A 19,055-nucleotide genomic window follows, 5' to 3' on the forward strand; every position below is an offset into this window, starting at 1 on the left:
ATCCTCAATTTATCCAGCGAAAGCCATTAGCCCCGTCAGAACCCTTCCAGCACAATCTTCCCAACCGCACGTCCGGTCTCTAACTGCGCATGAGCTTTCTGCACATTCGCCGCCGTGATCGTCCCGTAGTGTTCACCCAGCGTGGTAGCGATCACCTGCTCATCAATCAGCGTTGCGACGCGGGTCAAAAGCTGGTGCTGAGCGATCATATCCCGGGTTTCAAACATCGAGCGGGTGAACATAAACTCCCAGTGCAGGGAGATGCTCTTCGCCTTCAGCGGGCGGGCATCCAGCGTTTCGGGATCGTCAATCAGCGCCAGTTTGCCCTGCGGCGCCAGGGCCTTAATAATTTCCGCATAGTGCGCGGCAGTGTGGTTCAGGCTGGCGACGTGAGTCACCTCGTTGATCCCCTGCGCGGCAAGCTCTTCCGACAGCGGCTTGCTGTGGTCGATAACATAATGCGCCCCCGCCTCCCGTACCCACTGCTGGCTTTCCGGGCGCGACGCCGTGCCGATCACGGTCATTTTTGTCAGCTTGCGTGCCAGCTGAACGAGGATCGACCCCACCCCGCCTGCGGCGCCGACGATCAGCAGCGTATCCCCTTCGTTGCCCTGCTCCTGAACGCCCAGCCGATCGAACAGCATTTCCCAGGCGGTGATCGCCGTTAACGGCATCGCGGCGGCCGCGGCGTTATTCAGGGCCTTTGGCTTCAGGGCCACAATGCGCTCATCCACCAGCTGATACTCGCTGTTGCTGCCCGCCCGGCCCAGCGCCCCGGCATACCAGACCTCGTCACCCGGCGAGAAAAGGGTCACCGCCTCACCGACGGCGGTAACAGTTCCTACCGCATCCCAGCCGAGAACCCGCGGCGTATCCCCGGTAAACCCGGCACGGACCTTGGTATCCACCGGGTTGACGGAGATAGCTTTCACTTCAATCAGCAGGTCGTGCCCTGTTGCCGTCGGCTGCGGCAGCTCAATCTCGTGCAAAAAATCGATGTTGTCTGGTGCAGAACGGGTAATAGCAATGGCTTTCATAATCTCTCCGGCGTTTTATCCACTGTGTCGCAATAATTTGATGGTAAAGCGAAGCAGTGACGGGAAAAATAGCCTCGCAGAGACAAGACTTATACTCGGGAGATGAAAATGGTGCGGCTTGAGGATCTGATACTGTTCGTACGCGTCGCTGCCCTGAGCAGCTTCAGCGATGCGGCACGAGAGGCGGGCGTCCAGCCGGCGCAGGTCAGCGCCGCTATCAAACGGCTGGAGTCGTCGCTGGCTATCCGGCTGTTTGCGCGCTCCACCCGCAGCCTGCGCTTAACGCCGGAGGGCGAGGCCTGGCTTCCCTACGCGCGACAGATGCTGGATGCCATGTACGCCGGGATGCAAAAAATCCAGGCCCCGGAACAGGAGATCTCCGGCACCCTGCAGATCGCCGTCCCGTCGGATTTAGGCCGCAATTTGCTGCTGCCGGTGTTTCAGGCGTTCGACGAACGCTATCCCGCATTACGGCTGCGCATTTTTTTCTCCGACCAGGTGGCGGATGTTTTTAAGGATCCGGTCGATATCGCCTTTCGCTACGGCACACCGGAAGATGCCTCCTATATCGCCCTCCCCGTCGCTCCCGACAACCGCCGCGTGCTGGTGGCGTCGCCCGGGTGGGTCGCCCGCCACGGCGATCTGCCGCATCCCGAGGCGTTAAGCCGGGTCAACGCCCTCACCTTTGTCCTGCGCGGACGCCTGCACGATCGCTGGACGTTTTTCCGCGACGGCGAGACGCACAGCGTGAACGTCAGCGGCAGCATGATGAGTGATGATGCCGAGGTGATCCGCCGCCTGGCGGTCGCCGGAGCGGGGGTAGCGTACAAATCCTGGCTGGATGTCGCAGAGGATGTCCACGCCGGTCGGCTGCGGGTTTTAATGAAAGACTATGAGGGCGAAAGCGTGCCGCTGAACATGATCTGCCCGCATCGCCAACAGCTCTCCACGGGCGTCAGGTTACTGTATGAGGCGGTCAAAGCCTGCTGTGAGGGGCAGGCAACACGTTAATCCTCTGGAAGACGATATTTGCCTGCTTTTTTGATACGAAAAGCGGCAAAAATGCGCTATAAAAGCCGCATGAAAATCCCAAACAGACTCCAGCCCCTGGTCGATGACGGCCTGATAGACAACGTGCTTCAACGCCTGAAAAGCGGCAAAGAGGCTGACGTTTACACCGTGCTATGCGGGGACCAAATCCAGTGTGCCAAAGTGTACAAGGAAGCGTCACAGCGCAGCTTTAAGCAGGCCGTACAGTATCAGGAAGGCCGCAAGGTGCGGAATACGCGTGATGCCCGCGCCATGCAAAAAGGCTCTAAATTTGGCCGTAAACAGCAAGAAGAGGTCTGGCACACGGCAGAGGTTGATGCGTTATTCCGTCTGGCGAACGCCGGGGTACGCGTGCCGCAGCCCTATATGTGTCTGGACGGCGTACTGCTGATGGAGCTGGTCACGGACGGTGATGGCGCCGTTGCGCCACGCCTGAGCGATGTGTCTTTAACTGAAGCAGAAGCCGTAAAAGATTTCGACACCATGATCCGCAACATCGTGCGCATGCTGTGTGCCGGTATTGTCCACGGTGACCTGTCAGAGTTTAACGTGCTGCTTGATGCCCAGGGGCCGGTCATTATCGACCTGCCGCAGGCGGTGGATGCCGCCGCGAACAACCATGCCCAGTCCATGTTTGAACGCGATGTGAATAACATCACCGTGTATTACGGTCAGTTCGCCCCGCAGCTGTTGAAAACGCGCTACGGAAAAGAGATCTGGATGCTCTATGAAGACGGGAAATTAACCCCGGAAACCCCGCTCACCGGGCTGTTTGTCGAAGACGTTCATGATGTGGATATGGATTCCCTGATGGATGAGATCGTTTCGGCAGAAGATGAGTATTACGAACGCCAGCGCGCCATCAGAGAGCGCGAAGAGGATTAACGTCCAGCAAGCCCGCACGGTATTCCCGGCGGGCTTTGTGTTCCAGCGCTTAAAGCACCACGCTGCGATGCACCTTAATCACCGCTTTTTTGACCATGCCCGATTGGGTGCGATAGCAGCCGGGTTTATGCGGCTCTCCCGGCATAAAGACGGCAAACATCCCCGGCTTTAACGTCACGGATTGTTCATTCTCTATGTGCTGGCAGAGCTGATAATCCTCCTCCTCGTGCCACGCATCACACTCCCGGGCGCTCCCCGCCAGGCCGTAATAAATATGCTCTTCCCCTTCCAGCAGGATCTGGATGTCAATGTAGCCGCGGTGCAGTTCGGCGCGTTTCTCCTCCGCGCGTTGCGTCGCAAACGCCATCACGTTGACGAACACCTTATCCCCCTGCAGCGGATAGCTTCCCGGTGCCAGATTCGCAATCCCGGCGCTCAGCGCCTGGTCGATCGCCTGACAAAACGCCGCCGGCAGGCCTGCGGCCTGAAGTTGCCTGATATCACCCACAATCATGACAAAGTTCCTTGTGCCCATAATGCCGCGCCCAGCAGCCCGGCATTACTCTTATGGCTGGCTGAACAGAGTTCGGTCTGGTACGCAGAGGGTTCCTGCGCCAGGTAGTGTTGCACCTGCGGGAGATAGCCGTCGGCCAGGCCGATGCTGCCGCCAATCACCACCCGCTGGCAGTCGGTCAGGGCTTTCAGATCCGCAATTAACCGCGCCAGCGTTCTGGCGGAACGCGCAACAAGCGCTACCGCCTGTTCATGGCCCTGGGCGGCGTGAGCGAATATGGCTTTTGCATCCAGCCCGGCCAGCTCTCCTTCCGCCGCCGCGGCGATCCCCCGCCCCGAGGCGATCGCCTCCACGCAGCCGATTCGCCCGCAGCCGCAGCACGGCCCGTTCGGGTCGGCCAGGGTGTGGCCGCAGTGGCCGGTCAGCCCACCGGATCCGGTCACCAGCCTGCCGTTAAGGATCACGCCTCCCCCTACCCCGGTCGAGACGGTGATAAACACCATGTCGCGGATGGCGCGCGGCACCTGCTGATACTCGGCCAGCGCCGCGGCCTGGGCATCGTTTAAGGCCACGCCGGGGAGCCCGGTCAGGGCAGATAAATAGTCCACCAGAGGAAAGTGCGAAAGCCCCCCGAGGTTGGACGGATTGATCGAGGTTAATACCCCGTTTTGAATAATCCCGGTCGAGGCGATGGCAAAGCGCTGCGCCCGTGAAAAGAGCGGCGTCACCAGGTCGCGCAGCGCGGCCTCCAGCGCATCCGGCGTCTGGCTGGCGGGAGTGGGGATCTCCCGGCGGGCGATAATTTGCAGGGCGCTGTCCACCAGCGCCGCGGCGAGCTTGGTCCCGCCGATATCTATCGCCAGGACGATCATTTTGTCGCTCCCAGTAAGGCATCCCGATACCACTGGCAGATATGCTCCAGCCGGGTGATCGCCGAGCCGACCGTGACGGCCCACGCCCCCTGTTCGATGGCCTGTGCCGCCAGGGCCGGCGAGTTATAGCGCCCCTCGGCCACCACCCGACAACCGGCCTGACTCAGCGAGGCCACCAGAGCCAGATCCGGCTCGTCAGGCGTCTCCGGTGAGGTGTAACCCGACAGCGTGGTGCCAATCAGCTGCGTCCCCAACTGGTGACAATACAGCCCCTCTTCCTGCGAGGAGCAGTCGGCCATGGCGATCAGCTGATGGTGCTGAATGCGCGCCAGCAGCGCCTCAACGGGTACCGGGCGCGGGCGCCGGGTACCGTCAAAGGCGATGATGCTGGCCCCCGCTTCGGCTAAAGCATCCACGTCCTCCAGCCAGGGGGTGATACGCACCGGGGAGTCGGGCAGATCGCGTTTCACAATGCCGATAATCGGGATTGTCACCACGGCGCGTACGGCACGCAGGTTCTCAACCCCTTCGATGCGCAGCGCCACAGCACCCGCCTGTTCGGCCGCCAGCGCCATCGCCGCGATAATCTCCGGTTTATCCAGCGGGCTATCCGGCACCGGCTGGCAGGAGACAATCAGACCGCCCTGGGCTTTCACTTTTGCTTCCAACTCGTCAAGGAATGACATAACACCTCCATTAAGAAATTCAGCTTCAGCCTTTGTTTTTGACAAACTGGCTGGCCCTTTCGCCAGCAATCAGAGCGCCGCTAAAAGGTTTACCGTCGATAGCATCATGGGTACGCAGGGCCTCCGGATGGAGCCAGCGCTGCACGCGGGACGGCATATCAAAGCCAATCAGCAGGATGACGACAAAGGTCAGGCCAAACGAGAGCGAACAGAGCGCGGTGCCCAGATCCAGACGCTGGGCAATAAACGCCCCCAGCACCGGGGCTAACGCGCCACCTAATGCGCCCACGTTGTAGGTAAAGCCGAGCCCGGCCGCGCGCTGCTCGGTATCAAAATAGCCTCCGATCAGTTTAGGCAGGATCCCGGAGATCCCCTGACCGAACATCTGCTGGAAGAAGAGCAGCAGGCCCAGCACCCAGACGCTGCTGCCGCCGATGGTGAATACCGGAATGATCAGCAGCTGCGAGGCCAGCAGGCTCCAGACATAGGCTTTCCGCGTGCCTAACCAGTCCCCGAGGAAGCCGCCGGCACAGCAGCCTGCCGCAGATCCAAAGCCGCTGAAGAACAGCACCTGGGCGACGGTGGCGGGATCGTAAGCCAGATCGGTTTTCAGATACGTGGGTAACAGCGCCTGGATAGGCCAGGAGTATAAGAAAGCAAACAGCACCACCACCATCAGGGTGACGCCGGTCGGCCAGCGTTTGCCGTTGCTCTGCACCATAAAGCTGATAAAGATCCCCGCGCACAGCAGGCCGAGCACGGCGACAATGGCGGCGCTGTCCAGTTGGCCGGCGAAGCAGAACCACAGCGAGACAGCCGCCACCAGCGTCATGGCGATATTAATGACCCGATGTTCGCCGCGATAAAGAATATCCACCATGGTTTTGACCGGGGTTTTGCTCTGCTGTTTCTCCTTCCAGTCTTCCGCTTCCGGGATGTTTTTACGCAGCCACAGGGCAAAGATAATCGGCAGAATGCCGATGAAGAACAGCGCCCGCCAGCCCCACTCCGGCACCACGAGGCTGTAAACCTGGGCCGCCACTACCGCCCCGACGGAGAAGCCAGAAATCAAAAAACCGCTGGCTTTATTGCGCAGGTGCTTTGGCCAGCTTTCGATCACGTAGGTCGCGCTGGAGCCGTACTCCCCCGCCATCCCCATGCCGATCACCAGACGGGCAATGAACATGGTGGTGTACCCCTGGGCCAGGCCGCACGCCAGAGTGCCCACGGAGAAGAGGACGATACTGCTCACCATCGCCAGGCGGCGACCGTAGCGATCCCCCATCGCGCCCAGCACCAGACCGCCGAACCAGCGGGAGATAAAGGCGGCGGAGATCAGGCTCGCGGCGTGCAGGGTGGTCAGGCCGAATTCGGTTTTTATATCGGTGAGGACGAGGGCGATCAGAACAAAATCAAAACCATCCAGAACATAGCCAACCCAGGCGGCAGAAAAGGCACGCCACTGTTGACGGTTGAGGCAACGATACCACGGGACATTTTGTGTCATTGTATTCATGTCAGTCTCCGCAATGGGTAAACCCATACGCTGTTTTTGTAGGGTACAGCTTCAGTGATGCCGGACAGGCCCGGCATCAGACGTTGTCTTAACCTTGTTCTTTTTCTTGTTGAAGTTGTTGCGCTAATGTCCGCAGCGCGGGCAGATATTTTTCATCAACCGGCGCAAACGGCTTGCGGCACAGCGGAACCTCAATCACGCCCATGTAGTGCAGAACGGTTTTCAGGCCGCGGAACACGCCGACCTTGATCAGCAGGTCGATAACCTCATTACATTTTGTCTGCAGCGCCTGGGCGGTGGCGATATCCCCCTCTTTCAGGGCTTTCACGATCCCCTGATAACGCCAGCCCATGACGTTATAGGTGCTGCCGATCCCGCCGTCTGCCCCCGCCAGCAGGCCGGATGCGAAGATCTCATCGTAACCGTTGTAGAGCACCAGATCCGGGTGTGCCCGGCGGATCTGCTCCATCTGGAAGAGATCGCCGGAGGTCTGCTTCAGGGCGCCCACGCCCGGCAGAGTGACCAGGGTGTTGATCTGATCCAGAGAGAGCTTCACCCCGCTGAGGGCCGGAATGTTGTACACCACCATCGGCAGCCCTTCCGCAGAATCAACGATCCCGCGGTAGTGAGCGCAGTGCTCTTCAAAGCTGAACGGATAGTAGAACGGCGTCACGGCAGAGACGGCGTCATAGCCAAAACGGCTGGCGGCCTGGGCGAGCTGCTGGCTTTCATGGGTGCTGACGGTGCCGACGTGAGCAATCAGGGTAATTTTCCCTTTCGCCTCTTCGGCCACGATTTCAAGCACCTCCTGACGTTCCGCGATGCTCTGCACAAAGGCTTCGCCGGTGGAACCCCCGACGTAGAGACCGTCCATCCCCTGGGCAATATTGAACCGCACCAGCTGGCGCAGGCTTTGGGTATCCAGCTGCAGCTGGTCATTAAACGGTGTAAGAAGCGCGGGCATAACCCCTTTCAGCGTAACTGACATACAAACCTCGAGTGTGTGGTGATGATGTTATGACTGTAGACCTTTATACCTGTTATACCAGTAAGACCGAAACAAAGATCATCGAAATGCGCAGAACGCGATCCAGTTCACTAAACGATCGTGGGGACTACTTGCGACGCTTCTTGGTCTGATCGAAGGCGTGCCAGGTGGCGAAAACGCTGGTGAGGTGCGCCTGCAGGGCCTGTTCAGCCGCATCGGGATCCTGGCTGCGGATCGCCTTAAAAATGGCGATATGTTGCTGATAGCTGGTGTTATTATGCTCGCGCAGCGCCTGCTCAGGCACCGCAGGACGGGCGGCGATCAGCCAGTCGATCAGGGCCACGTGGATGGCCATAAAGATAGGGTTATTGGGGATCTCCGCCAGCACGCGGTGAAACTCGACGTCAGAGCGGATAAAGAGCGCGTTGTCATCCAGCGACTGGCTGTTCAGCTCCAGCGCTTTTTCCAGCAGGGCGATCTGCGCCTCGCTGGCATGCTGGGCGGCATGGCGCACCAGGCTGGATTCAAAGAACAGGCGCAGCTGCTCGAAGTGGGCAATTCCGCCCGGATGGGCCAGAAAATCCTTCGCCATGCCGGAAAGCTCGCTGATGATGGTATCCGCAGACGGCCGCGAAATGCGGGCGCGCTCGCCGTTCTGGATCTGCACCAGCCCTTTGCGTTTTAACGCTGCCAGCGCTTCGCGGACCGAGGGCCGACCCACGTTAAAAAAGGCCATCAGCTCGCGCTCGGAAGGAAGCTGCTCCCCTTCGGCGAACTCCCGGCGACGGATCATCTGCTCCAGCTCTTCTTCCACCATCTCGGACAATTTCTTGCGCGCCAGTGGACGACGGCGTAATGCACGCCCAATGGTTTCCTGGGAGGTTTCTGCCTGTTTTTCGCGGGACAAAGTCATAGACGTTACATCGTAAGAAGTTGAGTTAAAGAGTTCTTTATCATAACACAGGCCTTCCTGCCAGGTGATATGCGAACGGAAGCAATACACCCTGAATAATTATCAATTACAGAAACGATTAAATATTCACTGATATTCACTGGCTATTATTAAATTTGACCAACCGTTCAAATATTCCTTCGCAGGGTAATATTGTTGTTACCGCCCCAGGAATTTAAAAAAATAAATTCGCCTGCTAAATAACTTTAACATTTCACAGAAATAGCCGGGAAAATAATTTCGAAAATATAGACAGCGTCATTCAATTTGTACAACTCTGCAAAAATGGCGTAGAAAAAATAATAACCGCGCCTCTGAGTGCTCATAAAAAAGTATTATTGTGGGAAGATAAAGACCCTTCATAGTTATCTCAATAGCGAGACAGTAACATGTGATAACACTTTTAAACATTCGTTAAGCCCCGCTAAAACCTTGTCATGTCTGTGGCCCTAACCTTTTGAATGTGTTTGCACATTCGAAGCGTCGAGTCCGTCAGTGATTTTATTTATCTCTCCACAGGAGGGATAAATAAACTTACCCAAAATTTACCCCTGCAACCCCGGTAATAACGGAGAAAGGGCACTGTCATTAACGACTTAACACGGAGCGCATTAATGCAATCACCGACCCTGGATTAATCCCGCACGACCCGGCACGTTCTTTTCGCATAATTTTTAAACAGCGAAAAGCAATGATGATATCGATTCAAGATTGAGGTAATTAATTATGGCCGAACAATATGATTTTACTGTCACGCTGCATGACCTCGAATTTATTCTCAAGCAGATCAAGATCTCCGAATCCGCCACGAATGCCGATGGCACCGTCAACGGCGACGCGCTGCGTGACGCGGTAGGTGACCCGCTGCTCCCGTACGGCATACGTACCGTGGACGGCTCCTGGAACAACCTGTTACCGGGTCAGGAGATGTACGGCTCTGCCGACCAGACCATGCCAAGGCTGGTGCCGCTGGATCTGGAAGCCATTCAGAACAATCCAGAGCTGGCTAAATATCTGAGTACCTCCGGCCCTAACGGCGTGGTGACCGATTCCGACCCGCGCACCATCAGTAATATTATTTCCGACCAGACCGCCAATAACCCGGCGGCAGTGGATGCGGCGGAAGGACTCAAAGACGCCCCCGGGGGCGGCACCAGCGAGAACGGCAGTCTGTCCATCCCTAACCTCTCCCCGGATGTCGGGTTATCGCCCGCCTTCAACGGCTGGATGACCTTCTTCGGCCAGTTCTTTGACCACGGTCTGGATCTGATCCCCAAAGAGGGCAACGGGATCGTGTTTATTCCGCTGATGCCTGACGATCCGCTGTACAAAGAGGGCTCCCCGACGAACTTCATGATCCTCACCCGGGCTAAAGTGGATGCCACCCATAATACGGTGAACACCACCACCCCGTGGATCGATCAGAACCAGACCTACACCTCCCATCCGTCGCACCAGATCTTCCTGCGCGAATTCACCATCATTGATGGCAAGCCTGAGCCCACCGGTAATCTGCTGGATGGCGCGCACGGGATCGCCACCTGGGGGGAGGTCAAAGCTCATGCCCTGCAGTTCCTCGGCATTCAGCTGACCGATGCGGATATTTTCAACGTGCCGCTGCTGGCGACCGACCGCTACGGCAACCTGATGTTAAGCGCCAACGGCAAGGTGCAGATTGTCACCCTCCACGGGCTGGTTGAGGCCAACGGCGGCTTGCTGCCTTCTGACACCCTGCGTACCGGCCATGCCTTCCTCGATGACATCGCCCACACCGCCGTGCCGAAAGTTGACGCCAACGGCGTCCTGCTGGCCGATGCCAACGATGTGATTGGCGGCGCGCCAGAAGCCGGCACCTACGACAACGAACTGCTCGATCGCCACTTCATTACCGGTGACGGTCGCGGCAACGAGAACATCGGCTTAACCGCGGTGCACTCGGTGTTCCACGACGAACATAACCGTCTGGTGGAGCAGTACAAAGCCACCATTCTGGGCTCCGGCGATATCAGCGTGATCAACCAGTGGCTGATGCCGAACCACCAGATCACCGAGATCCCGGCGGATACCAGCACCCTGGTGTGGAACGGCGAATACCTGTTCCAGGCCGGTCGCTTCACGACCGAGATGGAATACCAGCACCTGGTATTTGAAGAGTTTGCCCGCGCCGTCCAGCCGGCGGTCGACCCCTTTGTCTTCTCGAACACCGCCGACATCAACCCGGCGATCTTCGCCGAGTTCGCCCACGTGGTCTACCGCTTCGGCCACTCGATGCTCACCGAGAGCGTCGATCGTATCGGCATGGATATGGCAAGTGACGACCTGGGGCTTATTCAGGCCTTCCTTAACCCACTGGCCTTCGATAACGACGGCTCGATGGAAAGTCATGCCGCTATCGGCGCGATTGTGCGCGGGATGACCCGTCAGGTGGGCAACGAAATCGATGAGTTCCTGACCGGTGCCCTGCGCAATAACCTGGTCGGTCTGCCGCTGGATCTCGGCGCACTTAACATCGCCCGCGGCCGCGACACCTTTATGCCCACCCTCAATCAGGCCCGTGCGCAGTTCTTCGAACTGACGGGCAACAGCGAATTGAAACCCTACGAGAGCTGGGCTGACTTTGCTGTTTACCTGAAAAATACCGCCTCGATCCTCAACTTTATGGCCGCCTACGGACAGCATCAGTTGATCCTGGATGCACAGACCATCGAAGGTAAACGCGCAGCGGTAGATTTCCTGCTGTTTGGTGATGCCAACGATCCACGGCGCGCCGATGCGTTTGACTTCTTCAACAGCACGGGCGCATGGGCTAACAAAGAAACGGGCCTGAACATGGTCGACTTCTGGATTGGCGGCCTGGCAGAGCGGAAAAATGAGTTCGGCGGCATGCTCGGATCCACCTTCAACTTCGTCTTTGAGACGCAGATGGAGATGCTGCAGGACGGGGACCGTTTCTACTACCTGAGCCGTACCCAGGGCCTTAACATGCTGACCCAGCTGGAGGCCAACTCCTTTGCCGCCCTGGTGATGCGTAACAGCGACCTCGGCAATGAAGGCTCCTCTCACGTGCATGCGAAACTGTTCATGACCCCGGATCATATTCTGGAAGTGAACACCGGGGTACAGATTGGCGCCGATCCTAAATGGGGTAATGCGCTGAAAGACCTGCTCACCCCGCTGGTGGTACGCAAAGCGGCCGGGGCGGACGTTGACGGCGATGGCAAGGCGGATGGCGCTTACCTGAAATACATCGGCGACGGGCACGTAGTACTGGGGGGCTCTGCCGGTAACGACACCTTAATCGGCGGTAAAGGGATCGACAGCCTGTGGGGCGACGGCGGCAACGACCGTCTCGACGGCGGCGATGAAGCCGATACCGTGCACGGCGGCGACGGGGACGACATCATCACCGACACCGGTACGCCGGTTGGCGGAGCGGACTTCCTGCACGGCGATGCCGGAAACGACGTCATCTTCTCCGGCAACGGTAACGACCTGAGCTTCGGCGGCAGCGGCCAGGACTTTATTGTGGTGGGCGAGGATGCGCAGGAGGTGTTTGGCGGTCTGGGCAATGACTTCATCATGGGTGGCTCCGGTGCCGACGCGCTGCTGGGGAACGAAGGTGATGACTGGCTTGAAGGCGGCGACGGCTTTGACTCCCTGACGGGTGAAAACTCCGAGCTGTTCTTCAACAGTACCATTGTCGGTCACGACGTGCTGAACGGTCAGGGGAACGACACTGACTACGACGGCGAAGCGGGCGATGACATCATGGTCCAGGGGGCGGGCATCCAGCGTAACAACGGGATGGCGGGCTTCGACTGGGCAATCCATAAGGGCGACGTTGTCGGCGCCAACTCTGACCTCGGCATTCCGATCTTCGTTAACCAGCAGGAGTTTATCCTGCGGGATCGCTTCGACCTGGTGGAGGGGCTGTCGGGCTGGAAATTTGACGACGTGCTCACCGGGACCGATCAGCCGCTTGGTACCGCCCCGGTTCAGGGAACGCCGCTCTCCAACAACCTCACCCTGGAAGGGGTGGCGCGGATCAATGGCCTCGATAAGGTGGTCGGCAGCAACCTGATCAACGGCGCCGTGGATGGCGTGGTGCTGAACCCGGACAACGGCGCGGACATTATTCTCGGCGGCGGCGGCAGCGACCGCATCATGGGTAAAGCGGGGAATGACATCATTGATGGCGACGCCTGGCTGAACGTGCGGATCGAAGTGCGTGACGCACAGGGCGGGGTCATCAAGAGCGTCGACAGCATGAAAGAACTCAATGCCGACATGCTGAACCGCGTGATCAACCCGGGGCAGCTGCACATCGTGCGTGAGATCCTCAATGACGGTAACAATGGCGAAACCGACGTTGCGCTCTACCGCGACGTTAACGGTAACTACAACTTTACCCGCAACGCCGACGGCAGCCTGACGGTCAACCACGCCACCGTCTCCGCCAACCTGCCTTTAGGTGACGGCACCGACCGCCTGCTGAATATCGAAAAACTGGAGTTTGGCGACAACACCCAGCTGTGGGTGACATCGCAAAAGGCTACCGGCGACGTCAATATCAGCAATAAGGCGCCTGGGGTGGGCGATCTGCTGCGGGTCAGCACCGCTAACCTGGCGGATGGCAACGGCCTGGCGGACAACCTGCCGATCACCTACACCTGGCAGGCGCTGATTGGCGGCCAGTGGCTCGACCAGGCCACCGGCACCGAGTTCCGGGTGGGCAATAACCTCTTTGGGTCGCAGCTGCGGGTGACCGCCAGCTTCACCGACCGGATGGGCGATGCCGAATCCCTGGTGTCGGCGATCACTGGCACGGTAGGACCACGGGATCAACCGACTCGCGGCGTGCCGGTGGTCAGCGACCTGACGCCGACCCGCACCCTGGCCCTGACGGCTGACGTCTCGGGCATTACCGATGGCGATGGCCTGACCAACGGCAACAACTTCCGCTACCAGTGGCAGATGAGTGCCGGTCTGGGCTTCGTCAACATTGCCGGGGCCACGGCGGCCACCTTTATTCCGACCCTGGCGACGGTAGAGCGGCAGCTGCGGGTGATCGTCACCGTGACCGACGATGAAGGCAACCCGTCGGTGACCCTGACCTCAGCCCCGACCCAGCTGGTCGGTAATCTGCTGACCGGTAACAACGGGGCCAACACCCTGTTCGGCACATCCGGCAGTGACTACATCGACGGCGGCGCGGGTAACGATACCCTGCTCGGCCTGGCGGGGGACGACGTGCTGATCGGCGGGACGGGCAATGACGATCTGGACGGCGGCGAGGGTGCTGACCAGATGGCGGGCGGCGTCGGCAACGACACCTATCACGTGGATAACGCAGGCGACGTTATCACGGAGGGGGCCAACGCCGGGACCGATCTGGTCGAGGTCACCGCCGCCAGCTACGTGATGGCCGATAACCTTGAAAACCTGACCTATACCGGAACAGGCAACTTCAACGGTACCGGCAACGCGCTGGCCAACACCATGACCGGCGGCAGAGGGAACGATACCCTGAACGGGATGGATGGCGACGATACCCTGTTCGGTCTGGCCGGGAACGACACCCTGATCGGTGGGAACGGTAACGACAGACTTGACGGCGGCCAGGGCGCCGACGCCATGACCGGCGGACTCGGAAACGATCTCTATACCGTGGATAACGCGGGCGATACGGTGGTGGAAGGGGTCAACGGCGGGACCGATACCGTCCGGGTCAGTCTCAACACCTTTACCCTGAGCCAGGATGTCGAAGTGTTGACCTTTACCGGCAACGGTGGCTTCACCGGGACCGGTAACGCCCTGGCGAACACTATCACCGGCGGTACGGGCGTGGATCGGCTGAACGGCGCGGGCGGAAATGACACCCTCACCGGCGCAGGCGGCAACGATGTCTTTATCTTCGGCGCCTCTTTCGGGCAGGACATCATTACCGATTTCGACAGTAACGCGGCCGGGGGCCAGGACGTCATTAACCTGGCAGGCAGGGGTCTTACTGCGGGCAATTACCTTAACAGCATCTCGGTAACGGCCAATGGGACGTCGACGGTTCTGAGCTTCGCGAGTGGTGAACGAATCACCTTACTGAATACGGCGGTGAGCTCAATAACAGGAACTGATTTCCAGTTCAGTTAACTCACGACGTCAATAAATAGCAGACAGACCTCATTGATTTAATAAGGAGCACCCTATGCCGCGCCAGTATAAGTCAACAGAACTGAAAAAAGCCCTCAAGGGGACCAGGCCTGCATTTATTACCCTGCTGTTTTTTGGCAGCGTGATAAATATGCTTATGCTGGCGCCGGCTATTTATATGCTACAGGTGTACGACCGGGTTCTGGCCAGCCAGAACACCACCACCCTGCTGATGCTCACGTTACTGATTATCGGGTTATATACCGTCATCGGAATGATTGAGTTCGCCCGTTCCAGCGTGATGACCCGGCTGGGCAACCGTCTCGACGTGAAGTTAAATCAGCTGGTCTTTAATGCCGCCTTTAAGCGCAAAATTGCGACGGGCGATAATAACCCGGCGCAGGCGCTGAACGAGCTGGCGCAGATCCGCCAGATCCTCTCCGGCAACAGTCTGTTTGCCCTGCTCGATATTCCCTGGACGCCCTTCTATTTATTAGTGGCGTTCCTGGTCCATCCCCTGCTGGGTTATTTGTCCCTCGGCGGGATCCTGATTTTACTCTGCCTGACGCTGCTCACGGAGCTCTCCACCAAAACGCCGATTCAACAGGCGCAGATGCTGAGCGTCAGCAATTCCATCATCCTTAACAAGCAGCTGCAGAACTCCGACACCATCGAAGCGATGGGGATGCTCGCCACCCTGAAAAAGCACTGGCTGGAAGGCCACACCAAAGTGATGGTGATCCAGACCCACATTGCCGATAAATCGGCGGTCTACAGCAGCCTGAGCCGGTTTGTCCGCGTGCTGCTACAGTCCGTGTCGCTGGGAGCCGGTGCCCTGCTGGTGATCGCCGGTGAAATCACCCCCGGGCTGATGATTGCCGCCTCGATCATCCTCGGACGCGTGCTGAGCCCGGTGGAGCAGATCATCGGCAGCTGGAAGCAGTTCGTGCAGTTCCGCAGCAGCTGGAAGCAGCTCACCCGCCTGCTGGAAGAGTACCCGGCACCGAAAGCGATCCTCACCCTGCCGACCCCGAAAGGCGTCATCAGCGTCGAAGCGGTGTTTGCCGCCCCTCCGGGACAGAAAGTCGCCACCCTGCGCAACGTCTCGTTCCAGCTCGAACAGGGCGAAGTGCTGGGGATCATCGGCCCTTCCGCCTCCGGCAAGAGCTCTCTGGCGAAGCTGCTGGTGGGGGTGTGGCAGCCCATGGCCGGTAAAGTGCGGCTGGATGGCGCCGACATCTGCCAGTGGGATAAAACCCTGCTCGGCCCGTCGATGGGCTATCTGCCGCAGGACGTGGAGCTGTTTGACGGCAGTATCGCCCAGAACATCTCCCGCTTTGGCGAGGCCAACAGCGAGCTTATCGTGGCCGCGGCGCAGCTGGCAGGGGTTCACGAGATGATATTGCGGCTGCCGCAGGGCTACGACACCCCGCTTGGCGCAAGCGGCCATCAGCTCTCCGGCGGGCAGCGTCAGCGCATCGGCCTGGCGCGGGCGGTGTACAACAACCCCGCTTTTATCGTCCTCGATGAGCCCAACGCCAACCTCGACGACGCCGGAGAGATGGCCCTGATCAAGGCCATCAATGCCCTGCGCGCTCAGGGGCAGACGGTGGTGCTGATCTCCCATCGTCCGACCCTGCTGGGGGTAGTGAATAAAGTGCTGCTGATTAATGAAGGTGCCGTTCAGGCCTTCGGCCCGCGGGAGCAGGTGTTTGCCAACCTGCGCCAGGCCAACATGCTGAAATCGGTCCCCGTCGCACCCGCAGCCGTTAGCCCGGCACCTGTTGAAACCCAACCATCCCCACGTGAGGCATTATCATGAACAACAAGAATAAAGGCCCTGAGATGCCAGACGCCGACCTCGTCGATATCAATATCTGGCCACCGTTGATTCGCGGCCTGGCGGTGATCCTCATTGCCGTCGGCGGGTTTTTACTCTGGGCAGTGAAAGCGCCGCTGGATGCCGGGGTGGTGGCCGACGGCACGGTGACGGTCTCCAGCAACCGCAAAACCATCCAGCACTTAAGCGGCGGCCGGGTGACCGATATCTTTATGAAGGAAGGGGAAGCGGTGAAAAAGAACCAGGTGTTAATGCACCTCGACACCCTGCAGCTGGATATGCGCTACAGCGCGTTAAGTGCCCAGTATATCTCCGCCAAAACCAGCGAAGACCGGCTGCTGGCAGAGCGAAACGGCGCAGAGACCATCACCTTCAGCGAAACCCTGCTCAAAAACTTCGCCAACAATAAACGCCTGGCGGAGAGCCAGCAGCTCCAGGCCAAACTCTTTGAGACCCGGCGGAAAAATATTCAGGATGAGCTGTCGATGATCGACGAGTCCCTCGACGGGCTGGTCGGGCAGACGGAGAACCTCAATAAAATTAAAGGCTACCGCGAGCATCAGTTCACGCTGATCAACAGAGAGCTGGGGGCCATCCGGGCGCTGAGCGAGAAGAACTACTATCCCAAAGCCCAGCTGATGGTGCTGGAGCGTGAGGCGGCGGAGATCTCCAGCACCGTCTCGGAGGATATTCTCAACATCGCCAAACTCAAGTCGCAGCAGAACGAACTGCGGATCAAAGCGTACCAGGTGCAGCACCAGTACCAGCGGGAGGTGGAGTCCGAGTTGACGGATAAGCAAAAAGAGGTGGCGATGCTGGAGGATGAGTTACAGTCGACCCGCCACGAGCTGGATAACACCGTGATCCGCTCGCCCATCGACGGCATTGTGCTGGATGTCAAAGTCAGCACCGTGGGCGGGGTGATCCAGCCCGGGGAACACCTGATGGATATCGTGGCCGCCGGACAGCCGCTGCAAATCGACGCCAAAATTCCGGTGCAGGCCATCGATAAAATGGCCCCGGGGCTGACCGTGGACGTGATGTTCCCGGCCCTGAACCACGCCCTGCTACCGTCGGTCCCTGCCCGGGTGCTCACCGTCTCGGCAGATCGTCTGACCGACAAAGTGACCCAGCAGCCCTATTACCTGGCCGAAGTGCAGGTCTCCCCCGAGGGGGTGCGTTTGCTGCGCGATCACAAGATTAAAGCCGGGATGCCCGCCAGCGTAACCATCAAAACCGGGGAGCGCACCTTCCTGAGCTACCTGTTCAAACCGCTGATGGCCCGTCTTGAGCTGGCGTTTAAAGAGATTTGATAAGGTCACATGCCGGTGTTGTCACCGCGGTGCGGCCTTTCTGCCCGGCGGCGCTTCGCTTGCCGGGCCTACTGTTCGTAGGCCGGGTAAGGCGTAGCCGCCACCCGGCGTTGCAATCCCTCACAGCACTTCAACCACCACAAACTCCTCAGCCACCAGCTCCATATCATCCGCATAAACCCCTTCCCGGGTGAAAAACGCCTTATGCTCCTCGCGCCAGTAGTCCAGACTCAAATCCCCTTCCCCTTCCCGGCGGGCAAAGGCTTCCGTGACCTCAGAGAAGCGCATCAGGCGCAGAGAAACCATTCTGATGACGCAGACCGGCGCGTCCTGGCCGTTAAGAATAATATGGTAACTCCCGGGCAAGGAGGCGGAGTCATCGGCATTAAAAGAGGCCAGCGAGCAGCAGGAGGCGGTCTTCATCCCTTTGACGACCAGAGCCGCAAGTTCGTTGGCCATCTCAGGACTGTCCCCGAAAGCCCATGCCCGGGCGCCCGGATATTTCAGTTTTAAGCTATCAACAAAATCCATCGCAAAATCCTTTCAGATCCTATTTTAATCGCTCACTGTAGCACGATTTGATCGGCCTCCTTGCCGACGCGCTTTCGTCTTTCTACGCTTATCTCACGGCAGGGCCATACATCGAATAAACCTGCGCTCTGTGAAAGGGAGACCTTATGCTGCGCCTTCTTCTCCTGCTGGTGGTCACGCTCGTTTGCCCGCCGCTTTTTGCCGTGCCGGTCGCCCATACCATCGACACGAACAAAACCGCGATCAAGCTGTCGTGGCGCGCCTTTGGCGGTATACCGTCGTGGGCGCATCTGAAGGGGGTAACGGGAACGGTCACGCTGAACCCGGACAATGAATTTGATGACCGCATCAACGTCACCGTTCCGGTGGCGACGCTACAGGCCTCCAATAACCTGCTCACCTGGCAGCTGAAAAGCGATATGTTTTTTGACGCCGCCCGCTACCCGACCATCACCTTTTCCAGCACCCGGGTGGTGAAGCTCGGCCCGGATCGCTACCGCGCTTTCGGTACGCTCACCGTCCGGGGTCTCAGCCGTCCGGTGATCCTCGATGCCCGGCTCGATCGTCTGACGGGAGAAACGATCGCCCTGCATGCCACCACCGCCATCTCCCGGTCGGCCTATAAAATGGATCGCTTTGCGCTGGTGGTGGACGATCGGATCGCCATTGCCATTGAGATCCAGGCGAAGCCCTCCCCCACAGGATAATATGTCCTGCAGAAAAT

Annotated in this window: 14 protein-coding genes; 6 read left to right on the forward strand and 8 right to left on the reverse strand. The window is 58.9% G+C overall.

The features are described 5' to 3' along the window. Nucleotides 1–35: 35 nt before the first annotated feature. Nucleotides 36–1,037: a zinc-binding alcohol dehydrogenase family protein gene (locus ES815_RS04365; RefSeq protein ID WP_142486775.1), complete on the reverse strand. Its 1,002-nt coding sequence runs from the start codon at nucleotides 1,035–1,037 to the stop codon at nucleotides 36–38. 108 nt (nucleotides 1,038–1,145) lie between these two features. On the opposite strand from ES815_RS04365, the gene ES815_RS04370 reads away from it, so the two are divergent. After that, nucleotides 1,146–2,048 (forward strand): LysR family transcriptional regulator, encoded by a 903-nt coding sequence (locus tag ES815_RS04370; protein WP_142486776.1) that lies wholly within the window; start codon nucleotides 1,146–1,148, stop codon nucleotides 2,046–2,048. 69 nt (nucleotides 2,049–2,117) lie between these two features. After that, on the forward strand, nucleotides 2,118–2,972 hold the full coding sequence (locus ES815_RS04375) for a PA4780 family RIO1-like protein kinase (protein ID WP_142486777.1): 855 nt from the start codon (nucleotides 2,118–2,120) through the stop codon (nucleotides 2,970–2,972). A gap of 49 nt (nucleotides 2,973–3,021) precedes the next feature. On the opposite strand, the gene nanQ is transcribed toward ES815_RS04375, so the two are convergent. The 6 genes from nanQ to nanR form a co-directional block, all read right to left on the reverse strand. After that, complete coding sequence (gene nanQ / locus ES815_RS04380; RefSeq protein ID WP_142486778.1) at nucleotides 3,022–3,486, reverse strand: N-acetylneuraminate anomerase; 465 nt, start codon at nucleotides 3,484–3,486, stop codon at nucleotides 3,022–3,024. Then, nucleotides 3,483–4,358 (reverse strand): N-acetylmannosamine kinase, encoded by an 876-nt coding sequence (gene nanK / locus ES815_RS04385; RefSeq protein ID WP_142486779.1) that lies wholly within the window; start codon nucleotides 4,356–4,358, stop codon nucleotides 3,483–3,485. The genes nanQ and nanK overlap by 4 nt, the downstream gene beginning before the upstream one ends. Then, on the reverse strand, nucleotides 4,355–5,044 hold the full coding sequence (locus ES815_RS04390; RefSeq protein WP_142486780.1) for an N-acetylmannosamine-6-phosphate 2-epimerase: 690 nt from the start codon (nucleotides 5,042–5,044) through the stop codon (nucleotides 4,355–4,357). Before ES815_RS04390 ends, nanK begins: the two co-directional genes overlap by 4 nt. A gap of 25 nt (nucleotides 5,045–5,069) precedes the next feature. Beyond that, entirely contained in the window at nucleotides 5,070–6,560 is a 1,491-nt protein-coding gene (locus ES815_RS04395; RefSeq protein WP_142486781.1) for an MFS transporter, read from the reverse strand. Between the two features lie 88 nt (nucleotides 6,561–6,648). Beyond that, nucleotides 6,649–7,548 (reverse strand): N-acetylneuraminate lyase, encoded by a 900-nt coding sequence (nanA, locus tag ES815_RS04400; RefSeq protein ID WP_142486782.1) that lies wholly within the window; start codon nucleotides 7,546–7,548, stop codon nucleotides 6,649–6,651. Nucleotides 7,549–7,675: 127 nt separating this feature from the next. Continuing rightward, entirely contained in the window at nucleotides 7,676–8,461 is a 786-nt protein-coding gene (gene nanR, locus ES815_RS04405) for a transcriptional regulator NanR (protein WP_142486783.1), read from the reverse strand. A 765-nt stretch (nucleotides 8,462–9,226) separates the two neighbouring features. Between nanR and ES815_RS04410 the strand changes: the two genes are divergently transcribed. From ES815_RS04410 to ES815_RS04420, 3 genes are read left to right on the forward strand one after another with little or no spacing between them, the layout of a single operon-like run. Next, nucleotides 9,227–14,647, forward strand: a complete 5,421-nt coding sequence (locus ES815_RS04410; protein WP_142486784.1) for a peroxidase family protein — start codon at nucleotides 9,227–9,229, stop codon at nucleotides 14,645–14,647. Nucleotides 14,648–14,702: 55 nt separating this feature from the next. Continuing rightward, on the forward strand, nucleotides 14,703–16,469 hold the full coding sequence (locus ES815_RS04415) for a type I secretion system permease/ATPase (RefSeq protein WP_142486785.1): 1,767 nt from the start codon (nucleotides 14,703–14,705) through the stop codon (nucleotides 16,467–16,469). Beyond that, nucleotides 16,466–17,800 (forward strand): HlyD family type I secretion periplasmic adaptor subunit, encoded by a 1,335-nt coding sequence (locus ES815_RS04420; protein WP_142486786.1) that lies wholly within the window; start codon nucleotides 16,466–16,468, stop codon nucleotides 17,798–17,800. The genes ES815_RS04415 and ES815_RS04420 overlap by 4 nt, the downstream gene beginning before the upstream one ends. A 120-nt stretch (nucleotides 17,801–17,920) precedes the next feature. Here the strand turns inward: ES815_RS04420 and ES815_RS04425 are convergent, their stop codons facing one another. Further along, entirely contained in the window at nucleotides 17,921–18,331 is a 411-nt protein-coding gene (locus ES815_RS04425; RefSeq protein WP_142486787.1) for an ASCH domain-containing protein, read from the reverse strand. Between the two features lie 146 nt (nucleotides 18,332–18,477). Here ES815_RS04425 and ES815_RS04430 point away from each other — a divergent pair, with 146 nt between their 5' ends. Then, nucleotides 18,478–19,038: a YceI family protein gene (locus ES815_RS04430; RefSeq protein ID WP_142486788.1), complete on the forward strand. Its 561-nt coding sequence runs from the start codon at nucleotides 18,478–18,480 to the stop codon at nucleotides 19,036–19,038. Nucleotides 19,039–19,055 lie beyond the last annotated feature (17 nt).

Source organism: Leclercia adecarboxylata (assembly GCF_006874705.1).
GTDB lineage: Bacteria > Pseudomonadota > Gammaproteobacteria > Enterobacterales > Enterobacteriaceae > Enterobacter > Enterobacter adecarboxylatus_C.

Excerpts from the sequence above, each read along its gene's own strand:
- ES815_RS04365 (WP_142486775.1), bottom strand. The coding sequence starts at position 1,037 with ATGAAAGCCATTGCTATTACCCGTTCTGCACCAGACAACATCGATTTT.
- ES815_RS04370 (WP_142486776.1), top strand. The coding sequence starts at position 1,146 with ATGGTGCGGCTTGAGGATCTGATACTGTTCGTACGCGTCGCTGCCCTG.
- ES815_RS04375 (WP_142486777.1), top strand. The coding sequence starts at position 2,118 with ATGAAAATCCCAAACAGACTCCAGCCCCTGGTCGATGACGGCCTGATA.
- nanQ (WP_142486778.1), bottom strand. The coding sequence starts at position 3,486 with ATGATTGTGGGTGATATCAGGCAACTTCAGGCCGCAGGCCTGCCGGCG.
- nanK (WP_142486779.1), bottom strand. The coding sequence starts at position 4,358 with ATGATCGTCCTGGCGATAGATATCGGCGGGACCAAGCTCGCCGCGGCG.
- ES815_RS04390 (WP_142486780.1), bottom strand. The coding sequence starts at position 5,044 with ATGTCATTCCTTGACGAGTTGGAAGCAAAAGTGAAAGCCCAGGGCGGT.
- ES815_RS04395 (WP_142486781.1), bottom strand. The coding sequence starts at position 6,560 with ATGAATACAATGACACAAAATGTCCCGTGGTATCGTTGCCTCAACCGT.
- nanA (WP_142486782.1), bottom strand. The coding sequence starts at position 7,548 with ATGTCAGTTACGCTGAAAGGGGTTATGCCCGCGCTTCTTACACCGTTT.
- nanR (WP_142486783.1), bottom strand. The coding sequence starts at position 8,461 with ATGACTTTGTCCCGCGAAAAACAGGCAGAAACCTCCCAGGAAACCATT.
- ES815_RS04410 (WP_142486784.1), top strand. The coding sequence starts at position 9,227 with ATGGCCGAACAATATGATTTTACTGTCACGCTGCATGACCTCGAATTT.
- ES815_RS04415 (WP_142486785.1), top strand. The coding sequence starts at position 14,703 with ATGCCGCGCCAGTATAAGTCAACAGAACTGAAAAAAGCCCTCAAGGGG.
- ES815_RS04420 (WP_142486786.1), top strand. The coding sequence starts at position 16,466 with ATGAACAACAAGAATAAAGGCCCTGAGATGCCAGACGCCGACCTCGTC.
- ES815_RS04425 (WP_142486787.1), bottom strand. The coding sequence starts at position 18,331 with ATGGATTTTGTTGATAGCTTAAAACTGAAATATCCGGGCGCCCGGGCA.
- ES815_RS04430 (WP_142486788.1), top strand. The coding sequence starts at position 18,478 with ATGCTGCGCCTTCTTCTCCTGCTGGTGGTCACGCTCGTTTGCCCGCCG.